The 14,438-nt window shown below is 73.1% G+C and carries 14 protein-coding genes; 6 read left to right on the top strand and 8 right to left on the bottom strand.

Annotated elements, in window-relative coordinates:
• From ACZ7HQ_RS16185 to ACZ7HQ_RS16165, 5 genes are all read right to left on the bottom strand, one after another.
• Positions 1-603, bottom strand: coding sequence for a GTP-binding protein (locus ACZ7HQ_RS16185; protein WP_470989708.1), 603 nt, complete (start codon positions 601-603; stop codon positions 1-3).
• Positions 604-821: 218 nt separating this feature from the next.
• Positions 822-1,232 (bottom strand): DUF742 domain-containing protein, encoded by a 411-nt coding sequence (locus tag ACZ7HQ_RS16180; protein ID WP_470989706.1) that lies wholly within the window; start codon positions 1,230-1,232, stop codon positions 822-824.
• 19 nt (positions 1,233-1,251) lie between these two features.
• Complete coding sequence (locus ACZ7HQ_RS16175; RefSeq protein ID WP_470989703.1) at positions 1,252-1,689, bottom strand: roadblock/LC7 domain-containing protein; 438 nt, start codon at positions 1,687-1,689, stop codon at positions 1,252-1,254.
• Positions 1,686-4,223, bottom strand: a complete 2,538-nt coding sequence (locus ACZ7HQ_RS16170) for a sensor histidine kinase (RefSeq protein WP_470989699.1) — start codon at positions 4,221-4,223, stop codon at positions 1,686-1,688. Before ACZ7HQ_RS16170 ends, ACZ7HQ_RS16175 begins: the two co-directional genes overlap by 4 nt.
• A gap of 48 nt (positions 4,224-4,271) precedes the next feature.
• Positions 4,272-5,045 carry an MHYT domain-containing protein gene (locus ACZ7HQ_RS16165; RefSeq protein WP_470989697.1) on the bottom strand — a complete coding sequence of 258 codons (774 nt, stop codon included), beginning with the start codon at positions 5,043-5,045 and terminating at the stop codon, positions 4,272-4,274.
• 150 nt (positions 5,046-5,195) lie between these two features.
• Between ACZ7HQ_RS16165 and ACZ7HQ_RS16160 the strand changes: the two genes are divergently transcribed.
• Positions 5,196-5,795 carry a class I SAM-dependent methyltransferase gene (locus ACZ7HQ_RS16160; protein ID WP_470989695.1) on the top strand — a complete coding sequence of 200 codons (600 nt, stop codon included), beginning with the start codon at positions 5,196-5,198 and terminating at the stop codon, positions 5,793-5,795.
• A gap of 27 nt (positions 5,796-5,822) precedes the next feature.
• On the opposite strand, the gene ACZ7HQ_RS16155 is transcribed toward ACZ7HQ_RS16160, so the two are convergent.
• Positions 5,823-6,578 (bottom strand): alpha/beta fold hydrolase, encoded by a 756-nt coding sequence (locus ACZ7HQ_RS16155; RefSeq protein WP_470989691.1) that lies wholly within the window; start codon positions 6,576-6,578, stop codon positions 5,823-5,825.
• 113 nt (positions 6,579-6,691) lie between these two features.
• Between ACZ7HQ_RS16155 and ACZ7HQ_RS16150 the strand changes: the two genes are divergently transcribed.
• Entirely contained in the window at positions 6,692-7,225 is a 534-nt protein-coding gene (locus ACZ7HQ_RS16150; protein ID WP_470990683.1) for a PadR family transcriptional regulator, read from the top strand.
• Here the strand turns inward: ACZ7HQ_RS16150 and ACZ7HQ_RS16145 are convergent.
• Entirely contained in the window at positions 7,202-8,110 is a 909-nt protein-coding gene (locus tag ACZ7HQ_RS16145) for an oxygenase MpaB family protein (protein ID WP_470989688.1), read from the bottom strand. The two genes, ACZ7HQ_RS16150 and ACZ7HQ_RS16145, sit on opposite strands and share 24 nt — an antisense overlap.
• 99 nt (positions 8,111-8,209) lie before the next feature.
• Between ACZ7HQ_RS16145 and ACZ7HQ_RS16140 the strand changes: the two genes are divergently transcribed.
• Together ACZ7HQ_RS16140 and ACZ7HQ_RS16135 are read left to right on the top strand one after the other, a co-directional pair.
• The gene (locus tag ACZ7HQ_RS16140; protein WP_470990682.1) at positions 8,210-8,506 is read left to right on the top strand and encodes a hypothetical protein; all 297 of its coding nucleotides are present in this window, start codon (positions 8,210-8,212) and stop codon (positions 8,504-8,506) included.
• A 138-nt stretch (positions 8,507-8,644) separates the two neighbouring features.
• Positions 8,645-9,523: a hypothetical protein gene (locus ACZ7HQ_RS16135; protein WP_470990680.1), complete on the top strand. Its 879-nt coding sequence runs from the start codon at positions 8,645-8,647 to the stop codon at positions 9,521-9,523.
• Positions 9,524-9,775: 252 nt separating this feature from the next.
• Here ACZ7HQ_RS16135 and ACZ7HQ_RS16130 read toward each other — a convergent pair whose 3' ends face one another.
• The gene (locus ACZ7HQ_RS16130) at positions 9,776-9,958 is read right to left on the bottom strand and encodes a hypothetical protein (RefSeq protein ID WP_470989685.1); all 183 of its coding nucleotides are present in this window, start codon (positions 9,956-9,958) and stop codon (positions 9,776-9,778) included.
• Positions 9,959-10,217: 259 nt separating this feature from the next.
• Between ACZ7HQ_RS16130 and ACZ7HQ_RS16125 the strand changes: the two genes are divergently transcribed.
• Entirely contained in the window at positions 10,218-13,091 is a 2,874-nt protein-coding gene (locus ACZ7HQ_RS16125) for a DEAD/DEAH box helicase (RefSeq protein ID WP_470989680.1), read from the top strand.
• On the top strand, positions 13,088-14,431 hold the full coding sequence (locus ACZ7HQ_RS16120; protein ID WP_470989676.1) for an SWIM zinc finger family protein: 1,344 nt from the start codon (positions 13,088-13,090) through the stop codon (positions 14,429-14,431). The genes ACZ7HQ_RS16125 and ACZ7HQ_RS16120 overlap by 4 nt, the downstream gene beginning before the upstream one ends.
• Positions 14,432-14,438: the final 7 nt, after the last annotated feature.

Below are 14,438 nucleotides of genomic sequence, written 5' to 3'. Positions count from 1 at the left end.
TCAGCCCACCGAGTTCAGGAGTCGGGCGGTGTGCATCCGCCCCGCGTACTCGACGAGCCGGATCAGGACTTCCTTGCCGGAGTCCCGCTCCCGCGCGTCGCACAGCACCACGGGTGTGCCGTGATCGAGGTCGAGGGCCCGCGAGACGTCCTGGGCGCCGTAGCCGCGGGCGCCCGCGAAGCAGTTGACGGCGACCACGAACGGGATGTGCCGGTGCTCGAAGTAGTCGACCGCGGGGAAGCAGTCCTCCAGGCGCCGGGTGTCCGCGAGGACGACGGCGCCGAGGGCTCCCTGGGACAACTCGTCCCAGAGGAACCAGAAGCGGTCCTGCCCCGGTGTGCCGAAGAGGTACAGCGACAGTCCGGAGCGGATGGTGATGCGTCCGAAGTCCATGGCGACCGTGGTGGTGACCTTCTGGTCCACGCCGTCGGTGTCGTCCACCGACTGGCCGGCCTCACTGAGAAGTTCCTCGGTGCGCAGCGGCCGGATCTCGCTCACGGCCCCGACCAGGGTCGTCTTGCCGACGCCGAACCCGCCGGCGACCAGTATTTTCAGCGCCAGGGCGGAGGTGTCGCCGACGGCGTCGGAGTGCTCGGTGACCATGATCACTTCTCTCTGGAGGACCGGCTTCGGTCGGCGTCCGCCTGTTCCGGCGGTGAAGTCAGCATCATGACGACGCGGCCGCGCGGACGGGCGGTTGGACCGAAACGCACCTGATGTGACCGGCTCGCGCCCGGTCGGGGGCGCAACGCGTGCGGATCGGTCCGCGACAGGTTGGGTTCGGGGGGCGGCACGGCGTACGGCGGGCTGGGAACGTTCATCTACAGCGCTCGCAGTCCCTCGATGACCTCGCGCAGAATCCGTTCGTCGGGCAGGTGCGCCGGGGGCACGGGGCGGCTGACGACCACGCAGCCGAGTTCCAGGAGGTCACCGAGGAGCACCCTGACGACGCCGACGGGGAGGTCCGCGTCCGCCGCCAGCTCGGCGACGGACTGCGTCTCCGTACGGCACAGCTCGATCAGGGTCCGGTGCTCCGGGCCGAGCGCGGCGTCGCCGAGTGCCGGTGCCGCGGGGTCGAGGGTGACGAGGGCGATCAGGTCGAAGCGCACCCCGGTGGGTCCCGGCTGGGTGCGTCCGCCCGTCATCGCATACGGGCGGACCAGGGGTCCGGCCTCGCCGTCGTACCACTGGATGCCGGGCTCCCGCGGGCCGCCGGTCCGGTTCTCGGTCATCGATGCCGCCTTTTCGGGGTCATCCGGCTGCGGGCGGCTGCGCTGCGACTCGCGGCGGTGTGTACAGGTGCTCGCCGACCCGCTTGACCAGGCGCGCCATCTCGTAGGCGACCAGTCCGATGTCGGCGGTGACGGCGGTGAGGACGGCGAGGCAGGAACCGTCGCCGGCGGCGGCCACGAAGAGGAACGCGTCGTCCATCTCGACCATGGTCTGGCGCACGCCGCCCGCTCCGAAGTGCCGCCCCGCCCCCTTGGCGAGGCTGTTGAAGCCGGAGGCGACGGCGGCGAGATGTTCGGCGTCCTCACGCGCGAGGTCGCTGGAGGCGCCGACGGCCAGCCCGTCGTTGGAGAGCACGACGGCGTGCCGTACCTCGCTCACGCGCATTACCAGGTCGTCGAGCAACCAGTCCAGTTCGCCGGAGCGCTGGCCCGCCCTCGTGTTCGGGTCCTGGATCATGCCGGGTCTCCTTCACTGCTGTCACTGCCCGTTGGGGGTTGCGGGGCGGCGCCGCGGCCGGGCTTTCTGCCGCCGCCGCGAGTCCAGCCGTCGCGGTAGGCCGCCATGCGGTCCCGTACCAGCTCGGGGGTGCGCCGTTCGTCGCCGTGCCCTGCGCTGTCCGGCGCCTGTGCTTCGGGGCGCTGCCGCAGTTGCGGGGCAAGGCTCGCCTGGCGCACCCGGCGGGGGAGGTCGTCGTCGGTCTGGGAGTCGTCGGACGGTCGGTGCAGCCTCAAGGCGGTGACTCCGGGGGGCGGGGTGTCGTCGACGGTTCCGTGCGGGCCCGGCTCGTCGGCGGAGCCGTGGGGTCCGGGAGCGGGGGCCGCGAGGGCGGGCCGGTCCCACCGTGCGGCGACGGCCTCCTGCGGCGGCGCCGCGCCGCGTACGCGCGCGTACTCGTGTTCCTGCTCGGGGCGGACCTGCTCATTCGGGTGGGAGGCGCGCTCCTCGACACCGCTGTGCAGCAGGGCGGTGGGCAGCAGCACGACGGCTGTGGTGCCGCCGTACGGGGAGGGCCGCAGATGCACCTTGACGTCGTGCCGGGAGGCGAGCCGGCTGACCACGAAGAGCCCGAGCCGGTCGCTGTCGAACAGGTCGAGGGACTCGGACTGTTCGATACGGCGATTGGCCTCCGCGAGGGTCTCGTCGCCCATGCCGAGTCCCCGGTCCTCGATCTCCAGGGCGTAACCGTTGCCCACGGGTTCGCCGGTGACGCGCACGCGTGTGTGGGGCGGCGAGAACTGCGCGGCGTTCTCCACGAGTTCGGCGAGCAGGTGGGTGAGGTCGGCTACGGCGGCGCCGATGACATGGGCCGCGGGGAGCTGGCGTACCTCCACGCGCGCGTAGTCCTCGACCTCCGACACGGCGGCCCGTACGACATTGGTCAGGGAGACGGGCATGCGCCAGGCCCGGCCGGGTGCGGCGCCGGAGAGGATGATCAGGCTCTCGGCGTGCCGTCGCATGCGCGTGGTGAGGTGGTCCAGGCGGAACAGGTCGCTCAGTTCGTCGGGGTCGTCCGAGCGGCGCTCCATGCTGTCCAGGAGCCTGAGTTGGCGGTGGACCAGTACCTGGCTGCGCCGGGCGAGGTTGACGAAGACGCCGGAGATGCCGCTGGCGAGTTCGGCGCGTTCCACGGCGGCGCGCAGGGCGGCACGGTGGACGGTGGTGAGGGCCTCCGAGACCTGCCCGGTCTCGTCCTCGGCGGGCGGTCCGGCGGGCGCCTCCCCGTGGATGTCGATCTCCTCGCCCGCGCGCAGTCTGCGCATCGCTTCGGGGAGTTTACGGCGGGCGATCTCCAGGGCGTCGTTGCGCAGGCTCACGAGTTCGACCACGAGCGCGCGTCCGATGCGGACGGAGATGACGAGCGAGGCGGCCACGGCGGCCAGGCCCAGCAGCACGGCGGCGCCCGCGGGGCTGATCAGGCCGCGTGTGACCGGATCGGCACGGCCGGCGACGGCCCGGCCGGTGTCCGTCGCGATGTCCCGCATGCCGTCCCGCACGCGCGCGTGGGCGGCGCTCCAGGTGGCCTGCGGCGCCGCGTCGGCCGGCCTGGCGCCCGGTCCGGCGGCGAGGATCTTGTCCTCGGCTGCCCCGAGAGCGGTGTAGGAGTCGCTGTCGGCCAGGTCCTGCCAGGCGGCGCGCTGGGCGGCGGGCAGATCGGCGACGGCCGTCTCGGTGAGAGTACGGCGCGCGCCGGTGGCGGTACTGAACAGCCGCAGCCGCGCACCCTGCAGCTGCCCGGCGGTCCGTGCGCCGGCGAGGACGGTGTCCTCCTGGGCCAGTGCCTCGGCAGCCCGGCTGAATTCGAGCAGTACGCGCGCGTCAGACCCGACGTCCGCCTGCTGGATGCCGGTGAGGGCGCCGTCAGCGGCGAAGGCCGAGCCGATGGTCTTCGTGTACTGCGCGTACACCGTCTCCCAGCCGGTCCGGTGATCGAGTACGGCCGTACGCAGTGCGCGCAGGTGCTCCGCGCCCGCGACGAAGGCGCCGAGGCGTCCGGAGACTCCGGCGGGCAACTCCTGGCTGTCGGCGACGGTGTTGTCGCGGCCGAGCCGCAGCTGGGCCACGGCCCGGTCGGTGCGGGCGGCCAGGCTTCGAAGGTCGCTGTCGTCGGCGGCGCCCGGCGCGGTGGCGTAGCGCACGGCCGCTGTGCGCTCGGCCTGGAGGGCGGCGACTGCCGTGGCCACCGGGGTACGCAGTTCGGCGTCGACCTGCTGGGACTGCCGCAGCCGGGCCACGTCCTGGGCGGTGGTGACGGTGGCGTACGCCCACAGGGCGAGCAGGGAGACCACGGGCACCATGAGCAGGCTGACCACCTTGGCCCGCACGGTGCGGGGGCGCAGGTGCCGGCGGCTTCCACGCGCGCGTGCCGTGGCCGGTGGTGTGCCGAGCGGGTGGTCGGTGCCCTCGTCGGCGGGCGGTCCGGCGTGCGCGCGGCGGCCTCGTGGCGGGTGCGCCGGGGCGCCGGCTTTCGGGCTGGTACGGGGTGGGCGCATGGCCTCCTCGCTCGGGACGTGGGTCGGGACGCTCGGGGCGGGCTCCCGCTAGCGGGCGATGCTCTCGACGGGCCGCTGGGCGGAGGCGGACGCCTCCCGCTCGTCGGGCGTGGGTGAGAGGGCGACGAAGGCCGAGGTGATGAACAGGTAGGACCCGAGGCCGACGGCGAGGGGGAAGATGAACTGCATCGCCGTGGCCCCGGGCAGGGTTTCGCCGGAGGGGTCCACACGCACGCTCACCGCGAACATCCCGGTGTAGTGCATGCTGCTGACGGCCGCTCCCATGACGAGGGAGGCGACGGTGACCGCGAGGGGGGACTTGATGTTGAGGCCGGCCCACAGGGCGGCGGTGGCCGCCACGACGGCGATCAGCACCGACACTCCGACAAGAACGGGGTCGTATCTGATGTCGCCGTGCAGCCGGACCGCCGCCATGCCCAGGTAGTGCATGCTGGCGACGCCGAGCCCGGTGGTGAGACCGCCGAGGAGAAGCGCCCGGTTGCGGTCGCGGCTGTGGCCGACGGCGAAGACACCGGCGCAGACGACGACCATGGCGACGAGGAGGCTGAGGATGGTCAGCGGCACGTCGTAGCGGATGTCGGTGCCGCTGACGCGGAAGCCGAGCATGGCCACGAAGTGCATGGTCCAGATGCCGGTCCCGATGGCGGAGGCCGCGGTGACGAGCCAGTTGCGGCGTGAGCGGCCGGTGGTGGCGAGCGCGCGGACGGTGCAGCGCAGTCCGAGCGCGGCGCCCGTGCAGGCCATGACGTACGACAGTACGGGGGTCAGCCAGCCGAAGGCGGCGTGGTCCAGGTGTCCCATGGCCACGGGACGCTAGGGGGCACGGGCGCACAAAGGGGGCGCATTTCGAAAGATGTTGGAATATGACACACAGATGCGACGGAACGATCGGGTCCAGCCCGAACATGTGCGCCTACTTGTCCCTCTGAACGGTGAGGAATCATGCGGAACGTGAGCGACGACCACACACATGTCCAGGATTTCTTCACCGCCCGTGCGGCCGACTGGGACCGCAAGTTCCCCGACGACGGGCCCGCTTACACGGCCGCCGTCGGCGATCTCGGGCTGCGGCCGGGCGACCGCGTGCTGGACGCGGGCTGCGGTACGGGGCGCGCCCTGCCCACGCTGCGGGCCGCCGTGGGGCCGTCCGGGGTGGTGCTGGGTGCCGACCTGACCCCCGCGATGCTCGGCGCCGCCGTACGGGCGGGCCGGGACCGGGACGGGCGGCTGCTGCTCGCGGACGTTGCCGCGCTGCCGCTGCGGTCCGGGTCCCTGGACACCGTGTTCGCGGCCGGTCTGATCGCGCATCTGCCCCACCCGGAGGACAACCTGCGGGAGCTGGCCCGCGTGGTGCGGACCGGCGGACGTCTCGCGCTGTTCCATCCCATCGGGCGCGCGGCCCTGGCGGCACGGCAGGGGCGGCAGATCACCTCCGACGACCTGCGAGCCGAGGACAACCTCCGCCCGCTGCTGGCCCGTTCGGGATGGAACATGACCTCGTACGTCGACGAGGACGCCCGCTTCCTCGCGCTCGCGGTGCGCGCGGGCTGACCGTCGGAGCACCGAAGGCCGGTCGGGTCAGTCCGTTCCGGCGACGGCCGCCGCGAAGGCGTCGGGGTTGTCGAACATGATGTTGTGCCCCGCGCCGGGCACGGTCACCACGCGCACCCCCGCGGCCTCCAGCCCGTCCTGGCCCGGCAGTTCGCCGCTGTGCTCGCCCTGCAGGTAGACCCGCTCGACGGGCAGCTCCTCGAGGATCGTGCGCATCACCGGGTCCGAGCCCCGGCGCAGGCCGACGGCGCTGCGGTGCAGGGCACGCGGGTCGGCCAGCCGCATGGTGGCCGCCCACAGCGGGCCGACGGCCTCCAGCACGCGCGCGTGCTGCCTTTCGACGAATTCGTCCTCTTCATAGGCGGCGATTCCGCTGCTTCCGGCTGTGGGCGGCGGAAATGCGTCCAGGTTGGCCTCCGTGAGGACGAGCCGGGAGGCGAGGTCGGGCCGCCGGTGGGCGAGCACGACGGCCACGGCGCCGCCCATGCTGTGGGCGATCAACTCGGCACCGCGGACACCGGCTTCGTCCAGCGCGGCCGCCACCGCGTCGGCATGCTCCTCCAGCGTGTACCCGAACGTGCTCGGCCGGTCGCTGAGGCCGTGTCCCGGCAGATCCAGGAACAGGCTGCGTCGGCCCGCGAGCTCGGGCCGGGCCGCGATGTGGGCGTGGTAAACGGCGGACATCGAGCCCAGTCCGTGCAAGTACACGCGCGCGGGCTCCGCCCCTCGCACCTCGGTCCAGCGAATCCGGCTTCCTTCGTGGTCGAACACGGCCTGCTTCACGATGCCCCTCCCTCACGTCCTCCGACGCGCCGCACTATACCTCGTCTCCGATGTATAACTTCAAGGAAGTATCCGGGTGGCGATGTATTACGTCTGTGCGCGAGAATGCGGCCGTGCTCGAACTCGCCATCCTCGGCTTCCTCTACGCCGCCCCCCTGCACGGATACGTCCTGCGCCGGCACATCGCGGCCCTGACCGGCCATGTGCGGCCCGTCGCCGAGAGCACGCTCTACCCGGCGATCAAGCGGCTGGAGAAGGCGGGCCTGCTGGTCCGGGCCACCGAGCCCGGCGCCGCGGCGGCGCCACGCCACGTACTGCGGCTGACCGAGGAGGGCGGCCGCGAGCTGAAACGCCGCCTGGCCGAGCCCGCGCAGCGCGAGATCACCGACGAGAACCACTGGTTCACTCTGCTCGCGTTCCTGCGGCATCTGGAGGACCCCGCCGCCCAGGCCGCCGTACTGCGCCGCCGGCTGGCCTTCCTGGAGGAGCCGGCGAGTTTCTTCTACAACGGCGACCGGCCACTGGCCGCCGAGGAGCTGGACGACCCGTTCCGGCGCGGTGTCCTCACCATCGCGCGTGCCACGAGCCGGGCGGAACTGGCCTGGCTGCGCGACACCCTGGCGTCACTCGACGACGCCGCCCGCTGAGATGTCCGGGTGCCGCACCGGGCAACCACACAACCCGGGGACCGGGTGGGTGCCCAGTTCGGCGACGCGGTAGCCGCCCGGGTAACTCCTGATCTCCCGGTTCTGGCGCGCGAAGTGCGGGGAGCGGCGCGGCGGCAGCAGCAGCCGGACGAGCCGGCCACGCGCGTGTACGGCCCGCCGCACCAACGCGGAGGTGGCCGGCCCGGGCGGGGCGTAACGGAACGCGCGCAGCAGCGGCTCGTCGAGCAGCGCGAGCGTCGCCGTGCGCAGCAGCGGCGCCAGAGGGCGCGGATACCAGGACGCCATCAGGTCGAGCGTGGCGTCGGAGACCCGCCGGGCCTGCTCGTCCCAGCCGAAGTGTTCCCGTTCGTAGGCGTCGAGGAGGGTCTCGAACTCCTCGTAGGTCTGGGGAACGCCGGGGATGCCCATGTGCCGGCCGAGGGTGCGGTAGTACTCGGTGGCGGCGACGACCTCGTGCCGGGACAGCCGCCGCCAGCCATAGGTGTCGATCCAGCGCCTGGGCACCACGACGAAGGTGCTCAGCACGTACCGCATGTCGTCGTCGCTGATGTCGTAGCTGCGGTGTATCCGGTTGATGCGGCGGACCGCGGCACGGCCCTCCTCGGCGGCGAAGCCGTACTCCACGATGGCGTCGAGGAGCAGCGCGGTGTCGTCGTACCGCTTCTGGCTGTTCTCGGTCAGCTCTGCGGTCTGCGCGAGCAGCCGCCCGATGCTCGGCACCGCGTATGTGCGGTACAGGGCCAGTTCGAGTGCACGGGTGTAGTCCCACGGGAACTCGAACGTCGCACTGAGCCGGTAGATCTCCAGGGCGTCCGCGACCGGGTCCAGCCGCCGGATCTGCCGCAGCCGCTCGAAGCGCTTCACCGCGTCGTCCCCCTTCTGCCGCAGGAGGTACAACTCTACGTTGAGGGAAAGCAGATGAAACGATCGACGACGACCCCGTTCGGGGGGAAGGTGGTCCGCGTGTTCGGCCAGATACGAAGGTACGCCGCCAGGCTCCGCGACTCCGCGCAGGCGCAGCCGGCCAGTACCCGGGAGAGACGTACACACAATTTGTTCGAAGCGGCCGCGCACTATGTCGTCGCCCGGGCGGAGGACGATCAGGACCGTGTCGAGGAGGCGGCGGCCTGGGTGTCGCCGGAGGCACTGTCGTTCGGGGTGAGTGAACTCGCCTGCCGGGCGGTCGTCGCGTTGGCCCGGGAGCGCGACGAGTCGCCGGCGACGGTGGCCCGTGATCTCCTCGGGCTGCCCACGGACTGAGAAAGGCCCTCGTCCGCCGTGGTCGTTTCGCCCACGTCCAGGTGGAAACCTGCAGCTCCGCGTGGTGTGAGGAGTCGTGACAAGCGGCTTCCGCTCGCACTAGGGTGCGCGCCGATGGACGAACCACTGGAGGCAGGGATGGCCGGGACCGCCGATGAGGCCGTCGCCGCCGCGGACGACGCGCTGTACGTTCTGACGGCGGTGCTGCTGACACCTGCGCAGTTTCCGAGCGTTCTGGGCGACGACTATCCGGAGGCGTGCGCGGCGCTCGGACTCGCGCCCCTCGCCGACGGGTACGGCCTGGTGCTGGGGCAGGACGGCGAGGGCGCCCGCTGGACGGTCGTCATCGACGACGTCTCGCTGGTCGCCGTGGCGATCGCGTCCTGGGACTGCGGCATGGAGTACGAACTCTCTCCGGACGAACGCGCGGTCGTCACCGCCCTGCCGGGCTGGCCTCTGGCAGTCGCCGTCGCCGCTCCGGGTGTCCCCGCCCCGCACGACCCCGCTCCGGACGTGGCGGACCGGCCCGCGCTGCGCCCGCCGGACACCAGTTCCTGGGGGCCGGCCCAGCGCCGCCTGGGCGCCGACGAGATAGCGCTGCAGTGGGCGACGTGGCGGGAGCAGATCAACGACGCGGAATTCTCCACGCCGGCCGGGCATGAGGAGCCGAAGGGTCAGGAAGAGCCCAAGGGCCGGGAGAACGCCGAGGAGCCGTCGTCCGCGGGCGCGAAGGGCGTGCCGCAGAGCGGCCACCAGGGAGTCAGGCGGGTGCTCGCAGAGGCGCGCGCCTATGTCGACTCGCCGCCGCCGCTCGGCCGGGTGCGCTCGTCGTTCGCCCCGGGTGATGCCCGCACGTTGCGCGCCGACGGCCCAGGGTGGTCGATCATCGCCCGCACCGACGACATCGCCTTCGTCCTGCTCGACGACGAGCCCGGCGAGGTCCTGCCGGTGGGCCGGGGGCCCGAACTGCCCAGTCTGCTGGAGGCCCTCGACAAGATGGCCGTACGTCCCCTCTGAGATCCATGAGGGCCGCCTCCGAGCCGGACGCGGCCCCGGAAGGGCCGAGCCGTACCGCGGGCCCGGGCACGCCCTCGAGGGCAGGCGCACAGCGCCCAGAACAGGCAGCACACCCCCGAGGACGGGCGCGCGAGCCCCAGGGCACGCACGCAGGCTCCGGGGGACAAGAGCTTCCCCCCTCGGCCCCGAGACCGAGGCCGGTCCGTCCCAGCAGCCGCCCCGGCGGATCTCGCCGGGGCGTCCGCCGTCGCGTCAGCGGCCGAGTTCCTTGCGGGTGACCCTGCGGAGCCTGCGCCGCTGCGAGGGGTCCAGCGCCAGATACGCGGCCACCGGGACCCCGACCACGATCAGGAACGCCACCCACCAGGGCAGCCAGATCAGCAGGAGCAGCCCGACCGCCGCACCCCCGACGGCGATCTTCGCGTTGATGGACATGAGCGTCGCCTCCTTCGCGGCCACTGCCGCTCTCTGCTCTGAAAACGGCCACCCGCTCGCCGCGGTTCCGGAACTCGACCCTGAGACAACCCTGAGGCCGGTCCCTGGTGGCCGAGGGCGCCCCCGCCCCACGGCCACCTCTCGAACAGATTGTGAAGTGGCCCGGATCACGACGCCAGTATGCCGGGGCGGCGCTCCCCGTGCTGTATCCTCGGCGACTCCGACCCCAGTAGTCAAATTTGAGGAGTGCGGCAGAGCTGTGCAGACCATCCCCACGGCACCGCCTTCCGAACTCTCCGAACTGGCCCACTGCTGCGCGGCGTTCCTGCCGTCCGACCCCGCTCGCACGGGCAGTATCGCCTTCTGGCGCCGGGACGGCGAGGCACCTCCCGTTGTGACCGACGGCTCCCCCGCCGAGCTGGACATCGTGATGCCCATGGCGGGCGAGGGCGTCGTGCCGGTCCGTACGCCCGCGCTGCTGCTGCCCGTCCGCGATGCCCTTCCGTTGCTCACCCGCGCGCGTGCCTTGCAGCAAGGCCATCGCTCGGCCTGTTTCTGGGGCGCCGCCTGCCAACTGGCCCTGTCCTTCCTGGCGCGTGGCCTCCTTCTGCCGGGTCTCTCCCCGGGTGATCACGACGCCTGGCGGGTGGGCCCGCTCTCCGCCCGGGACGCGGGGCTGGTCCGCGAAGTCGCCGCCGCCATGCCCCCGGAGGCCCACGCGGTACCCCTCCCGGCCGAGGGGCCGCCCCGGCTCCCGGACCCTGAGCGGCTGCTGCGCGCCTTCCTGGACGCGGTCGCCGACGTACTCCCGCGCACCCCCGCCGCCCCGGCGGTGACCGGTGGCCCCGCGTACGCGGCTGTTGAGCGGCAGCGGTTGCCCGCCCTGCGGGCCTGGGCCGACGAGATCGCCGCCGGCCATGACGCGGGCGTGCGGCTGTCGTTGCGCATGGAGGTCTCCGGGCTCCAGGACGCCGTTGAGCGGGACGACGCTCCGGTCAGGTTCCGTGCGGTGCTGCAGGTGCACGGCGTGACCGGGGCGGCGGACGTGATCGACGCCGCTGCCCTGTGGACCGGGGCGGGAGCCGTGCAGGAGGCGGTCGGTCCACGCGCGCGTGCGGACGCGTTGCTGGCGCTGCGCCGCGCCGCCGACGCGTGGCCGCCGTTGACGCCGCTGCTCTCCGCCGCCGTACCCGACGCCGTGGCCCTCGCCGACGACGAGATCGCCGAACTGCTCGGTGAGGGCACGCGGGCCCTGGGCGCGGCGGGAGTCGACGTGCACTGGCCGGAGGAACTGTCACGCGACCTCACGACGCACGCGACCATCGGGCCGCCGGACGACGGCGCCGCCGCGCTCCGGGACGCCTCGGCGCCCTCGTCGTTGCTCGCGTCGGACGCCACGCTGACGTTCAGCTGGGGGTACGCGGTGGGCGGCCGGGAGTTGTCACGGCAGGAGCTGGACCGGCTCGCGGAGGCCAAGCGTCCCCTGGTGCGGCTGCACGACGGCTGGGCGCTGGTGGACCCCTGGCAGGCGCAGCGCGCCCGTACCCGCCGCAGCCGCGCCCTCTCCCCCGTCGAGGCGCTGTCCGCCGCGCTGACCGGCTCCGCGGAGGTCGACGGCCGGCAGATCGACGTGCGGTCCTCGGGGTGGCTCGAAGGGCTCAGGAAGCAGCTCATGGACACCGGGACGGCCCGCACCGTCGAGCAGCCCCCTGGACTGGCCGCAACCCTGCGCGACTATCAGCTCCGCGGTCTCGGCTGGCTGGCCCGCATGACCTCCCTCGGCCTGGGGGGCTGCCTGGCCGACGACATGGGTCTCGGCAAGACGGTCACGCTCATCGCGCTGCATCTGCACCGGCGGACGGACCCCTCGGCCGCCGGTCCCACGCTCGTCGTCTGCCCTGCCTCCCTGCTCGGCAACTGGCAGCGCGAGATCGAGCGGTTCGCTCCCGGGGTGCCGGTGCGCAGGTTCCACGGACCCGAGCGCGCCCTCGGGTCCGTCGCGGAGGGGGAGTTCGTCCTGACGACGTACGGCACCATGCGCCTGGACGCCGAGCGGCTGGCCGCTCTGCCCTGGGGCATGGTCGTGGCCGACGAGGCGCAGCACGTGAAGAACCCTTACTCGGCGACCGCGCGGGCGCTGCGTTCCCTCGGGGCACGCGCGCGCGTGGCGCTCACCGGCACCCCGGTGGAGAACAACCTCACCGAACTGTGGGCCATCCTCGACTGGACGACTCCCGGACTGCTCGGCCGCCTCACCGCCTTCCGCGCGCGCTACGGGCAACCGGCCGAGGGCGGCGGCCTCGATCCCGCCGCCGCCCAGCGCCTCGCGCGGCTCGTCCGGCCGTTCCTGCTGCGGCGGCGCAAGTCGGACCCGGGCATCGCGCCCGAGCTGCCGCCGAAGACCGAGAGTGATCACCCGGTGGCCCTCACGCCCGAACAGGCGGGCCTGTACGAGGCGTTGGTCCGCGAGACGCTGGACCGGATCGCCACAGCCGACGCCATGGCCCGGCGGGGCCTGATCGTGGGGTTGCTGACCGGCCTGAAGCAGATCTGCAATCATCCGGCGCAGTTCCTCAAGGAGGACGAGCCGCGGCTCGCCGGCCGCTCGGGGAAGCTGGAACTGCTCGACGAACTTCTCGGCACCATCCTCGCGGAGGGTTCGGGTGCACTCGTCTTCACCCAGTACGTGCGCATGGCCCGGCTGCTCGAACGGCATCTGACGGCCCGTGGGGTGCCCTCGCTGCTCCTGCACGGCGGGACCCCGGTCGGCGTCCGCGAGGAGTTGGTGCGGCGTTTCCAGGGCGGCGAGGCACCGATGTTCCTGCTGTCCTTGAAGGCTGCCGCGACGGGCCTGAACCTCACCCGGGCCGAGCATGTCGTGCACTACGACCGCTGGTGGAATCCGGCGGTCGAGGCGCAGGCCACCGACCGCGCGTACCGCATCGGGCAGACCCGCCCGGTCCAGGTGCACCGGATCGTCGCCGAGGGAACCCTGGAGGACCGCATCGCGGACCTGCTGGACCGCAAGCAGGAGTTGGCGGACGCGGTGCTCGGGACCGGCGAGACCGCGCTGACGGAACTGACGGACGCGGAACTGGCCACGCTGGTGGAACTGCGCGGGGAGGCACGATGAGCCGTTACGACGACGAGGACGGGCGTGAAGCGGGGCGCACGCTCGCCGCACTGCCGCCCGTGCGCGGGCGTGGTTTCGCACGCAGCTGGTGGGGCCGCGCCTGGCTGCGGGCCCTGGAGGAAGCGGCCCTGGACGGGGCTGCGGTCAGGACGGGCCGCAGGCTTGCGCGAGCGGGCGCAGTGGGCGCGGTGACGGTGCGGCCGGGGCGGGTCACCGCCGTCGTACGCGAACCCGCAGGCGCGGCACACCGGGCCGATGTCCTCGTGCCGGAGCTGTCGGAGGAGGAGTGGCGGCGGTTCCTGGACGTGACCGTGGAGCAGGCCGGGCACATGGCCGCGCTCCTCGACGGGGAGCTGCCACCGCATCTGGTCCAGGACGCCGAGGTCGGCGGGATCGAGCTGCTGCCGGGCCTGGGCGATCTGGAGCCCGAGTGCGCCTGCGGAACGTGGGACCACTGCGGGCACACCGCCGCTCTGTGCCACCAGGTGGCACGGCTGCTGGATGAGGATCCGTTTCTGCTTCTGCTGCTGCGTGGGCGCGAGAAGGACGCGTTCCTCGCGGAACTGCATGTGCGCGGTACGGCACCCGGGTCGGAGTCCTCCCCGTCCGCCGTCGGCGGCGTGGACGCGGCGGAGGCATGGGCGGCCGGGGACATCCTGCCTGCGCTGCCCGAGTTGCCAGGGCTCCCGCAGGCGCCGGGCATGCCCCCGTCCCTCACCGCCGAGACGGCACAGGCGCCCGGCATCGATCCCGGGGCCGTGGAGCACCTGGCGGGCCGCACCTCGGTGGAGGCGTACCGGCTCCTTGGGGAGGTCCTCCGCTCGGGTGTGTGGGACGGCACTTGCGCCACGGCCGCCCAGGATGCCGTGCGACTTGCGTGCGGGGCGCCCTCGGACGCCGTCGTCGAGCGGCTCGCCGAGGGGTCGGGCCGCGGCCGCGAGGGGCTGGCGGCGGCCGTCCGCGCCTGGCGTGCGGGGGGTGTGGCGGCCCTGGCCGTGTGCGACGAGGAGTGGCAGGTGGAGGGCGTGGCACTGGCACGCGCGCGTGCGGCGCTCGACGCGGCCTGGGAGGCGGACGAGCGGCCGCCGTTCCGCAGCAGCGGCAACCGGTGGACCGTCCCGGGCGAAGGGGTCCAGCTGCGCCTCGGGCGGGACGGCCGGTGGTGGCCGTATCGCGACGAGGCCGGGCACTGGCTGCCCGCGGGCGGGCCGGCCCCTGATCCGGCGACGGCGCTGGCCGGGGCACGTCTCGGCGCCGAGACGGAGCCTGACCGTGACGTACGTCCGGCTCCCCGAGGAACTGTGACGCCCCCGAACTGGTCGGTCAGGAAAGCCGGCTGACGGAGGG

The organism is Streptomyces sp. NPDC037290, from assembly GCF_055603245.1.
This window is presented reverse-complemented; position numbering and strand designations above follow the sequence as displayed.